Genomic DNA, 10,782 nt, shown 5'->3' with positions numbered 1-10,782 from the left:
CAGGACGGCCAGGTGCTGTCGATGAACTCGGTCATCTCCGAGGTCGACCTGGTTCCCTGGACCCAGTCGGTGATGCCGGTCCAGAAGGACGCGGAGCCCACCTCGGCGGGCATCAGGTCCGCACCGTCGAACTTGAACAGCGTGTCCTCGCTCTGCAGGAGCTCGATCGCGGCCTGACCGAGCGCGGAGCTCGCGTTGGTCGCATCGAGGCCCTTGTTCGCGGAGATCACGCCGCCCAGGCTCACGCGGATGTTCGCCCAGGTGTCGCTCGAGAGGAACGTCTGGAACGCCACGGTCGCCGGGTTGTCGTTGAACGCGGTGATGAACTCGCCACCACCGGTCACGGCGTCGGGGTCGTCGGCGTTGACCTTGGGCGTGATGAACGCCCAGATGTCGCCGTCCTCGGCCACGTTGGTGCCCTCCGGCCAGAAGCCCTCGTAGAACGAGGCCTGGTGGTGGAGCGAGCAGTTGCCGTCGAGGATCGGGAGACCCGCGTCGCCGAACGCCGTCGACGCGATGGTCTCGGGTCCGCCGATGCCGCCGTTGACGTAGTCGCCGTTGAGAGCGATCTCGCCGAAGGTGTCGAAGGCCTGCACGATCTCCGGGTCGGAGAACTTCACGTCGCCCGCGACCCACGCGTCGTAGGTCTCCGGGCCCTGCTCGCGCAGGACGATGTCCTCGATCCAGTCGGTGCCGGGCCAGCCGGTCGCCTCGCCGGACTCGAAGCCGATGCACCACGGCCGGTACTGCGCGTTCTCCGCGCCGTCCGCCGCCATCTGCTCCGTCAGCGCCATCATGTCGTCCCACGTCGCGGGAACCTCGTAGCCCATGTCCGCGAACTGGGTGGGGGAGTACCAGATCCAGCCCTTCACGGAGGCCATCAGCGGGGCCGCGTAGAAGGTGCCGTCGACCGTGCCGTACTCCTTCCAGCTCTCCGACCAGAACTCGTCGACGTTGGCCTCGACGGACGCCGGGGCGGGCACCACGGATCCGCCCTGGATGAAGCGTGCCGCGAGACCGGGCTGCGGGAAGATCGCCAGGTCCGGCGGGGAGCCGGCCTCGACGCGGACGTTCATCTGCGTCTCGAACTCCTGGTTGCCGATCCACTCGACCGTGATGCCGGTGCACTCCTCGAACTGCATCCAGGACTCGACCAGGCGGTCCGCCTCGAGGTCGACCTGGGTGCCGTAGATCTCGACGCTGTCGCCGTCGAACGTGCCGTAGTCCGCGTAGTCCTCGCAGCCGGCCATCATGTCGCCGCCGCCGCCATCGGCGGTCGAGCCGCCGTCGCCGCCGTCGCTGCCCGAGCAGCCGGCAAGCACGAGGCCACCGAGCGCGAGCCCGGTGACCGGAAGGATGAATCGTCGATTCATGGGTGGTGCGCCTCCTCGTCGTTGAGTGTCTTCCCAGGCCGGACTGCCATCCGGGTTGCCCAGGAAGCGACGCCGGCACCGAGGGCACGAAGAGACGTCACCATCGACGCAAGCGCTTGCAGATGACATTACGTGCCAGGGACGATGCCTGCAAGCGCTCACGCCGAACCGCAGTCGAATCGTTATCGCGCGGTGACCTGGGGAAACGTTTCATCGAGGGCTCCGGCCCCGGCCGCGCGTGCCGCGCGGAGAGAGCGCTCTCGGGACAGCCGCCTCGTCACGCGGATGTCGGTGGCCGGGTGTTGGCTGGGGGCATGGCCTCGAGCGCGCATCTCTCCGCAGCCGACGATCGGCGCGCGCTCGCGCGGAGCATCGGCGCCACGGGCGTCGCGATCTTCCGCGCCGCGGCCGGCGACCGGAACCTGGCCGTCTCGCCGCTGTCGGTCGGTCTCGCCTTCGGCATGGTCGGCGCGGGGGCCTCCGGGCCCGTCGAGGCGGCGATCGGGCGCCTGTTCGGACGGGCGTTCACGGACCCGACGCTGCTCCCCGCGTTCCGCGAGCTCGCGGAGGCGGCCGCGAGCGAGCCGGGAGCCGGCGCCGAGAACGCCGACGGCGACACCGTCGACCTGCCGATCGTCAGGATCGCGAACGGCCTGTGGCTGGATCGGTCGTACGTCGCCGCCCCCTCGTACACCGACGCGGTCGCCCGGTGGTTCGGGGCCACCGTGGAGTCAGCGCCGCTGCGGACCGAGCCGGCGCGGTCCGCCGAACGCATCGACGCGTGGGCGTCGCACCACACCGCCGGTCTGATCCCCTTGATCGTCCCGCCGGGCGTCCCCGGCCCGGACACCGTCGCCGTGCTCGCGAACACGGTGTACCTGAAGGCGCGGTGGTGGGCCCCGTTCGATGCCGGCTCCACCTCGGACGGCGACTTCCACCGCGAGGACGGCACGGTGGTCGAGGCGGCGCTGATGCACGGCGACCTGAGGATGCGCTACCACCGCGACGAGGCGTTCGACGCGGCGGTGCTGCCGTACGTCGGGGATCTCGAGATGGTTCTGGTGCTGCCCCGCCCAGGGAGTCTCGCCGAGGTCAGGCGCACGTTCGGTCAGGACACCCTCGACTCGCTCGACCGCGCGTGGCACGAGGGGCACGTCGCCGTGACGCTCCCCCGGCTCGAGGCCGCCGAGACCCTCGACCTGCGGGCGGCGATCGAGGGCGCGATGGGGGTTGCCGGCCTGTTCGGCACGGTGGGCCTGGGCCGGATCGGGCCCGATCTGGAGCTCGACACCGCGGTGCATTCGACCATGGTGATCATCGACGAGTCGGGAACGGAGGCCGCCGCCGCGACCGTCCTGGGCATCTCGTTGACCGGGATGCCCCTCTACGACGCGGAGATCCGCGCCGACCGCCCCTTCCTCTACGTGATCCGCCAGGCATCGACCGGCCTCGTGCTGATGATCGGCCAGTGCATGGACCCCACCGCCGGCTGACCCCTCCTGTCAGCCGGCGTTGCGGGCGAGCTCGAGGGCGACGTCCTCCCACCACTGTCCGGCGGGCGGGCCTCCGTTGCAGGTGCCGTCGGACTCCCCCGGCACCTTGGCCCACACCGTCGCCGCCATCCCGGAGCCGGACGCGAGGTTCGCCCCGTTCACCGCCGGCGCCGCCCCGAGCGCCCGGCCGCGGGCGTTGCACCACTCGCCGTTGGGCCCGTTGCCGTTGCGGGACGTGTCCGTCACGTACGGCAGGCCCACCGCGGCGCTGACCTGGTCGCCCCAGGCGCGCTCCGAGGCCAGCGACTGGTAATTGGAGGTGTTGGTCGCGAACCCGGCGAGGTGCGCGACGCCGACACGCCGGATGAGCTCCGCTGTCGCCACCGGCGAGCGCCATCCCGAGTGGCCCGCATCGAGGAACACCTCGGCGCCCGCGGCATCGAGCCGCTCGGCAGCGCCCGCGAGGTTGGCCATGCGCGCGTCCGCGCCGCCGCAGCCGTCCGCCATCACCAGCGCGTCCGGCTCGAGGATCACCCAGGTGGTCGCGCGTGCGTTCATGCCGGCCGCGACCGTGTCGATCCAGGGCAGGTAGCCCGACTCCGACGCTCCGCTCCCGGAGCCCGCGCAGTCGAGGTTCGGGATGTTGTACACCGCGAGCAGCGCGATCGTGTCGGTGGCGGCGGCGGAGGAGGTCACGGCGGACACGGTCGCGGTCACGTCGCCGTTCCACGCGCCGATCCACGTCGCGGCGGGCTGGCTCGCGATCCTCGCGATGAGTGCGGCGTCGGCGTCCCGGCCGGCGGCCTTGAGGTTCGCGACCGCCGTGTCGGCGGCGTTCGGCGCGTCGTAGAACGCTCCCGACGCGCTCGCCGGCGGGGTGACCGCAGGCGAGGAGGACGGCGACGATGCGGCGGGCGGCTCTGCCTCCTCCGTGGCGCGGGGGCTCGACGCGGAGGCGCCCTCGGTCTCGGCGTGCGCGGCGCCCGTGGCCGGAGCGGCCGCGGGGGACGTCTCCGTGGGTGCGCTCGAGGCCTGCGGCGCGGCCGACGGGGAGGCGTCGACCTCCGCCGAGGCGCCCGATGGCGCGGGTGCCACGGAGGGCGACGGCGATCCTGGCACGGCGGGCGATCCGGGGGCGGACGGCGACGCCGTCGGCGCGGGCGCAGGCGAGGTGGGGTGCTCCGACAGGTCAGGCAGCGTCGCGACGTCGCCGACGAACGGCTCCGTCACGCGGTTGATCGGCCCGGGGGAGGTGGGCACGGCGCACGCCGCGAGCGCCGCACCGGCGGCGAGGAGCACGACGACCGTTCGTCTCCGCATCGGCCCAGGATAAGCGGGACATTCCGCCCGAAACAGGCGGCGCACCGCACGCGCAAGAAACCCGCGTCAGCCCAGGTCGAGCGGCAGCAGCCCCGACAGGTCCGACCGCTCCCCCGACGCGTCGACGGCACCGGACGCCACCGCATCGTCCCAGGTCAGCACGCCGGTGACGAGGCCGAGCCAGGTCTCCGGCGACATCTCGACCACCGCCGGCGGGGTGCCGCGCCGGTGCACCGATCCCTCGACGCACTGCACCGCGCCGAACGGCGGCACGCGCACCTCGAGCGACCGGCCGGGCGCGATCGCCGCGAGCTCCTCGAGCGAGAAGCGCACGGCCATCGCGGTGGTGGGGCGGTCAGCGCCCCCGCGCCCCCACGCCGCGAGCGCTTCGCGACCGGCGGCGACGGGGATGCGACGACGGGGAGGCACGGATCAGGCGAAGCGCGCGGGCAGCGGCGCCGCCCAGGCCTCCGACAGCTCCGCGACGGACACCTCGAACTGGTCCTGCACCTCGAGCGCGTCGCCGCCCGTCACGCCCACGCGGGCGAACGGCACGCCGCGCGCCTCGAGCATGGCGACGAACCGGGGCTCCTCGGTGCGCGGCACCGTGAGCAGCGCGCGTCCCTGCGACTCCGAGAACAGCGCCTGCGCGGGGGTGAGGCCGTCGCGCTCGCACACCTCGTCGAGGACGATGCGTGCACCCACGCCGTAGCGCAGCGCACCGTAGGCCGCGGCGGCCGCGAGGCCGCCCTCGGACACGTCGCGCGCCGCGTCGACCAGGCCGTCGCGCGAGCACGCGATGAGGATCTCGGCGAGCTCCCTCTCCCACGCGAGATCGGCCTTCGGCGGAAGGCCGCCCAGGTGGCCGTGGGTCGCGGCGAGCTCGGAGCCGTCGAGCTCGGGGCGGGTCGCGCCCACGAGGAACAGCAGCTGCCCCTCCTCGCGCCAGCCCGACGGGGTGGCGCGGGCGACGTCGTCGAGGATGCCGAGGATGCCGACGATCGCGGTGGGGTTGATCGAGCTGTCGATGCGGCCGGGCTGGCCGGTGCCGTTGTACAGCGAGACGTTGCCGCCGGTGACCGGCACGCCGAGCTCCTGGCACGCGTCCGCGAGGCCGCGGATGGCCTCCGCGAACTGCCACATCGAGTCGGGGTCCTCGGGCGAGCCGAAGTTGAGGCCGTCGGTGACGGCGGTGGGCTCGGCGCCCGTGATCGCGACGCCGCGGAAGGCCGCCGCGACGGACTGGCGCGCGCCCTCGTAGGGGTCGAGCTTGGTGAAGCGGTCGTTCGCCCGCGTCGCGATGGCGACGCCGCGTCCGGTCGTCTCGTCGACGCGGATCACACCGGCGGTGTCGGGTCGCGCCGCGGCGGTGTTGCCCTGGACGTAGCGGTCGTACTGGTTCGTGATCCACTCGCGGGAGGACATGTTGTCGCTGCCCAGCAGGGTGAGGAACGCGTCGCGAAGCTCCTCGCCCGTGGCGGGCAGGGCGCCAGCGAAGCGGTCCGCCTGCAGTCCGTCCATCCACGCGGGACGGGCGAACGGGCGGTGGTACGTCGGGCCCTCGTGGGCCACGGTGCGGGGGTCCACGTCGACGATGCGCTCGCCGTGGTGGTCGATGGTGAGGCGGCCCGTGTCGTTGACCTCGCCCACGACCGCGGTCTCGATGTCCCACCTGCCCGTGATCTCGAGGAACTGCTCGAGCTTCTCGGGCGTGACCACCGCCATCATCCGCTCCTGCGACTCCGACATGAGGATCTCGCCGGCGTTGAGGGTGGGGTCGCGCAGCAGGACATCGTCGAGCCACACGTGCATGCCGCCGCTGCCGTTGGACGCGAGCTCCGAGGTGGCGCAGGAGATGCCCGCGGCGCCCAGGTCCTGGATGCCCTGGACCACGTCCGCGGCGAACAGCTCGAGGCAGCACTCGATGAGCACCTTCTCCATGAACGGGTCGCCCACCTGGACGCTCGGGCGCTTCGCGGGCACGCCGTCCTCGAACGTCTCGGACGCGAGGATCGAGGCGCCGCCGATGCCGTCGCCGCCGGTGCGGGCGCCGAAGAGCACCACCTTGTTGCCCACGCCCTCGGCGGAGGCGAGGTGGATGTTCTCGTGCTTCATCACGCCGACGCACAGGGCGTTGACCAGGGGGTTGCCCTGGTAGCAGGAGTCGAAGCGGGCGCCGCCGCCGATGTTCGGCAGGCCCAGCGAGTTGCCGTAGCCCCCGACGCCGGCGACCACGCCGTGGACCACGCGCGCCGTGTCGGGGTGGTCGATCGCGCCGAACCGCAGCTCGTCCATGGCGGCGACCGGGCGGGCTCCCATCGCGAGGATGTCGCGGACGATGCCACCGACGCCGGTCGCGGCGCCCTGGTAGGGCTCCACGAAGGAGGGATGGTTGTGCGACTCGACCTTGAAGGTCACGGCCCAGCCGTCGCCGATGTCGACCACGCCGGCGTTCTCGCCGATGCCGACCATCAGGCGTTCCTTCATCTCCGGCGTGGTCTTCTCACCGAACTGCTTGAGGTGCACCTTGGAGGACTTGTACGAGCAGTGCTCCGACCACATCACGGAGTACATGGCGAGCTCCGCGTTGGTGGGGCGGCGGCCCAGCAGGTCGCGGATGCGCTGGTACTCGTCGTGCTTGAGACCGAGCTCGCCCCACGGCTGCTCCTGGTCGGGGGTGGCCGCGGCGTGCTCGACGGTGTCGAGGTGGGCGGCGGAGGGGGCGGGGGCGTCGGTCATGGTGTCCTCAGGGGTGCGGAGAAGAGCCGGCGGATACGCCCACAGCCTACCGGCGACGCCGGGCCACCACCTGCGCGCTACGTTCATCCACCCAGCGGTCCACCGAGCGATCCCCCATCCTGCGGGGAGGTCACCGCCCCCTCTCAGCGGTTCCGGTCTCCTACGGGGAGATGAGCGCTACGGCAGCAGGGCGAGCGACGCCAGCACGGCATCGGGGGCGACCATCGCCACGCCCGCCGCGCCTCCGCACGCAACGGTCCAGATGTGCGCGAGCACCGCTAGGGCACTGATCGCCCCGCAGGAGTCCGCGATCCGGCGAGAACGGCGCTCAGCTCCCCGCAGGGGGTCGGGAGGGGTCGGGGCGGGTCGGGCGGGGCCGGGCGGGGCCGGGCGGGCGCGGCCGATCAGCCGAGCGCGCCGGCGACTTGCCGGGCCAGGGCCGCCGGGTCGGTGCCCGGAGCGTTGACGTGGATCGCCTCCGCGTCCTCCCACAGCACGCGGTCGCAGCCCTCGAGCTCCCCGATGGCCTCGGCGATCGTGCCCATCCGCTCGGGTGTGAGCGTCTCGATGATGCGGGGGTGCAGCACCACGGTGGCGGTGTAGTCGTCGAGCCATGGGCTCTGCACCGTCACGGTCGCGTCCCAGCCGCCGATCTCGACCTCCTCCCGCGCGAGCTCGGCGGCCTCGGGGCGGTCCAGGAAGGGCGCGCGCAGCAGGAGGGCGCGGCGGTCGTCCTCCGACAGCGGGCCGTCGGTCTCCTGCGCCGGGAGGGTCTCGCGGGCGACGCGGCGCAGCTCGCCGAGCACCTCGGCGCACAGCAGCCCCGGCGCCCAGACCTCGAGGAGGTGGTGGCTCCGGAACGCGACGCGCGAGATCCCGGGCGCCGCGTCGGCGCCTCGCACGAACCGCAGCAGCGACGCCTCGTCCATCTCCCGCGCGCCCAGCATCACCAGGGCGTGGTGGCTCGCGTCCGAGGGCGTGCCGGGCGCGTGACCGATCCCGGCGTCGCGCACGAGCATCCCCGCGTCCGACTCCCCGCGGGCGGGCAGCGACTCGGAGGCGGGCACGGACGGCAGCTCCGCGGGCCGCACGGCACGGCGCAGCATCCCGCCCTTGTCCATGAGCGACTCGCGCACGTCGCGCGGGGTGTCGAAGCTCGCGTACGACAACGCGCCCGGGCTGTCGAACCATCGCAGCACCGCCTCGACGTCCTCCCAGGCCGTCCCGCCATGCCCGAGCCCCGCGACGGCCTCCGGCAGCGTCGCGAGCGCGGGACCGTCCGCACCGAGCGTGGGGTCCAGGTAGGTGGACGATGCGGGGTCCTGGTCGAGCTGCCAGCGTTGCGGGGCGTGCTGGTCGGCCAGGCCGCCCAGGTAGACCAGCAGTCCGTCGATCAGGGCGGCGCCGTGCATGGTGAGCGAGTCGCCCAGCTCCGACCGGTAGGCCCAGTCGGGACGGACCGCGCTGCGGTCGCGGCGCAGGTCCCGCGCCGCCCAGTCGATGACGGGCCGCAGCTCGGCGGCGGTGAACTGCAGCGTGTGGCCGGTCGCCTTGCGCACCTGCTGCGCGAGGTACGCCGAGGACTTCGGCGCGGCGGCGAGCCAGTCGGCCAGCCACTGCTCGGATTCGTTGACGCGGCGCGCGTCGCCGTCACCCGTGAAGAAGCCCATCGGTCAAGGCTAGACTCCCGCGAGCGCGGCCGGAGATGTTCTTGCCCCCAACAAATAGTGGTTCAATGGCCGTCGAATCGCTTCGCACTCACGAGAGGCACCGCCCATGGCCGAGCTCGATCTTCCCGTCGACCAGCTGCGCACGTTCACCGCGGACGTGCCCGTCCCGGACGACCTCGACGCCTTCTGGGACCGCACGCTCGCCGAGTCCCGCGCCGTGCGCCGCGCCCCCGAGCTCGGCGACGTGGTGCTCGACCTCCCGGGCCTGACCGTCACCGACGTGACGCTGTCGGGCTTCGCCGGCGACCCCGTCAAGGCCTGGCTCGCCGTTCCGAAGGGCGCCACCGACCTCCCGATCGTGGTCCAGTACATCGGCTACGGCGGCGGGCGCGGAGTGCCGCACGAGTACGCCCTGCTGCCGGCGGCCGGCTACGCGCACCTGGTGATGGACACGCGCGGCCAGGGCTCGGCGTGGGGCAACGGCGGCGGCACGCCCGACCCGCACGGCGCCGGCCCCGCCCTGCCGGGCTACATGACCCGCGGCATCGAGTCGCCCGACACCTACTACTACCGCCGCGTGTTCACGGACGCCGCGCTCGCGGTCGACGCCGCCAAGGAGCTGCCGGGAGTCGACCCGTCGCGGATCGGCGTGATGGGGGCGAGCCAGGGCGGCGGCATCGCGATCGCGGCCACCGCGCTCGCGGACGGCGTGAGCGCCGCGCTCATCGACGTGCCGTTCCTGTGCAACTTCCCGCGCGCGATCCGCATGACGGACTCCGACCCCTACGCGGAGATCCGCCGCTACCTCGCCGTGCACCGCGGCGACGTCGCGAACGCCGAGCGCACCCTGTCCTACTTCGACGGCGCGACGCTCGCCCGCCGGGGCACCGCATCGTCCGTCTGGTCGGTCGCGATCATGGACGACGTCTGCCCGCCGTCGACCGTGTACAGCGCCTTCAACGCCTACCGCGGACCCAAGCAGATGGTCGAGTACGCCTTCAACGGCCACGAGGGCGGCCAGCTGCACCAGATGCCGCATCAGCTCGCGCTCCTGGACAGCGTGCTGCGCGGGTAGTCTCCTCCCACAGCCACGGACACGGGAGGCCTCATGGCGGACGGCAGCGAGCGCGAGGTGCTCACCTGGCAGGGCTACGGCGACGCGTCGCGCGAGCTCGCGCAGATGGTCGTCGACTCCGGGTGGGAGCCCGACGTGGTGGTCGCCGTCGCGCGCGGCGGCCTGCCCCTGGGCGGAGCGATGTCCTACGCGCTCGGCACCAAGGGCGTCGGGACGCTGAACGTCGAGTTCTACACGGGCATCGACGAGCGCCTCGAGGCCCCGGTGGTGCTGCCGCCGCTGCTCGACACGGACGCGATGGCCGGCCTCAAGGTGCTGATCGCGGACGACGTGGCCGACACGGGCGAGACGCTCGCACTGGTGAAGTCGCTCATGGAGCAGCACGCCGCCGAGGTCCGCACCGTCACCCTGTTCGCGAAGTCGCGGTCGATCATCGAGCCCGACTACATCTGGAAGCGCACCGACCTGTGGATCACGTTCCCGTGGTCCGCGCTGCCGCCGGTGACCCCGCACAAGCCGCACCCCGAGCTCGGCTGAGAGGAGCCCCATGAGCTACGCCGGAGACCTCACCCCCCAGGCCGCCTGGGACCTCCTCGCGGAGACGCCCGACGCGATCCTGGTCGACGTCCGCACGGAGGCCGAGTGGCGCTACGTGGGCGTGCCCGACACGTACGAGCTCGGTCGCGAGCCGCACCTCATCGAGTGGGTGCAGTACCCGACCATGACCCCGAACCCGGAGTTCCTCGCGCAGCTCCAGGCGACGGGCGTGCAGCCGGGCCAGCCGATCGTGTTCCTCTGCCGCTCGGGACAGCGCTCGATCGGCGCGGCGGTCGCCGCGACCGCCGCGGGCCTCGGGCCGGCGTACAACGTGCTCGAGGGCTTCGAGGGCGGCCTCGACCACGAGGCCAAGCGGGGTCACGAGGGCTGGAAGGCCGCCGGCCTCCCCTGGCACCAGGCCTGACGCGGTCACGGCCGAGCCGCCGTCCCTCCGTCGGCGAGCATGGCTCCCACCTCCCGATCGAGCGGCTCCGGCGGCCTCGGCGGGCGATCCCGCGTCGAACCGTTTCGCCAGGTCCGTCCCCGGCGCTAAGGTGAACTTGCCTTGTTGCGGG

At 72.9% G+C, this 10,782-nt stretch carries 9 protein-coding genes; 4 read left to right on the top strand and 5 right to left on the bottom strand.

Annotated features, from left to right (window positions below; translation table 11 throughout):
- On the bottom strand, positions 1–1,373 hold a 1,373-nt coding region (locus QQX13_RS12765; protein ID WP_301153592.1), incomplete at its 3' end, for an ABC transporter substrate-binding protein.
- 314 nt (positions 1,374–1,687) lie between these two features.
- On the opposite strand from QQX13_RS12765, the gene QQX13_RS12760 reads away from it, so the two are divergent.
- Positions 1,688–2,866: a serpin family protein gene (locus tag QQX13_RS12760; RefSeq protein ID WP_301153591.1), complete on the top strand. Its 1,179-nt coding sequence runs from the start codon at positions 1,688–1,690 to the stop codon at positions 2,864–2,866.
- Positions 2,867–2,875: 9 nt separating this feature from the next.
- On the opposite strand, the gene QQX13_RS12755 is transcribed toward QQX13_RS12760, so the two are convergent.
- The 4 genes from QQX13_RS12755 to QQX13_RS12740 form a co-directional block, all read right to left on the bottom strand.
- Entirely contained in the window at positions 2,876–4,186 is a 1,311-nt protein-coding gene (locus tag QQX13_RS12755) for a glycoside hydrolase family 6 protein (RefSeq protein WP_301153589.1), read from the bottom strand.
- A gap of 66 nt (positions 4,187–4,252) precedes the next feature.
- A complete protein-coding gene (locus QQX13_RS12750; protein WP_301153588.1) occupies positions 4,253–4,615 on the bottom strand; it encodes a sterol carrier family protein in 363 nt (120 codons plus the stop codon).
- 3 nt (positions 4,616–4,618) lie between these two features.
- Positions 4,619–6,925, bottom strand: a complete 2,307-nt coding sequence (gene purL / locus QQX13_RS12745; protein WP_301153586.1) for a phosphoribosylformylglycinamidine synthase subunit PurL — start codon at positions 6,923–6,925, stop codon at positions 4,619–4,621.
- A 404-nt stretch (positions 6,926–7,329) separates the two neighbouring features.
- Positions 7,330–8,595: a hypothetical protein gene (locus tag QQX13_RS12740; protein ID WP_301153584.1), complete on the bottom strand. Its 1,266-nt coding sequence runs from the start codon at positions 8,593–8,595 to the stop codon at positions 7,330–7,332.
- 106 nt (positions 8,596–8,701) lie between these two features.
- Between QQX13_RS12740 and QQX13_RS12735 the strand changes: the two genes are divergently transcribed.
- The 3 genes from QQX13_RS12735 to QQX13_RS12725 are packed head-to-tail and all read left to right on the top strand — an operon-like array spanning position 8,702 to position 10,631.
- On the top strand, positions 8,702–9,670 hold the full coding sequence (locus QQX13_RS12735; RefSeq protein ID WP_301120865.1) for an acetylxylan esterase: 969 nt from the start codon (positions 8,702–8,704) through the stop codon (positions 9,668–9,670).
- 33 nt (positions 9,671–9,703) lie between these two features.
- Entirely contained in the window at positions 9,704–10,207 is a 504-nt protein-coding gene (locus QQX13_RS12730; protein WP_301120867.1) for a phosphoribosyltransferase, read from the top strand.
- A 10-nt stretch (positions 10,208–10,217) separates the two neighbouring features.
- The gene (locus QQX13_RS12725; RefSeq protein WP_301120869.1) at positions 10,218–10,631 is read left to right on the top strand and encodes a rhodanese-like domain-containing protein; all 414 of its coding nucleotides are present in this window, start codon (positions 10,218–10,220) and stop codon (positions 10,629–10,631) included.
- The last annotated feature ends 151 nt before the right edge of the window (positions 10,632–10,782 follow it).

Source organism: Demequina lignilytica, from assembly GCF_030418375.1.
In the GTDB taxonomy this organism is placed as follows: Bacteria; Actinomycetota; Actinomycetes; order Actinomycetales; family Demequinaceae; genus Demequina; species Demequina lignilytica.
The sequence above is the reverse complement of the archived record's forward strand: the minus strand, read 5'-3'. Positions and strand labels throughout refer to the sequence as shown.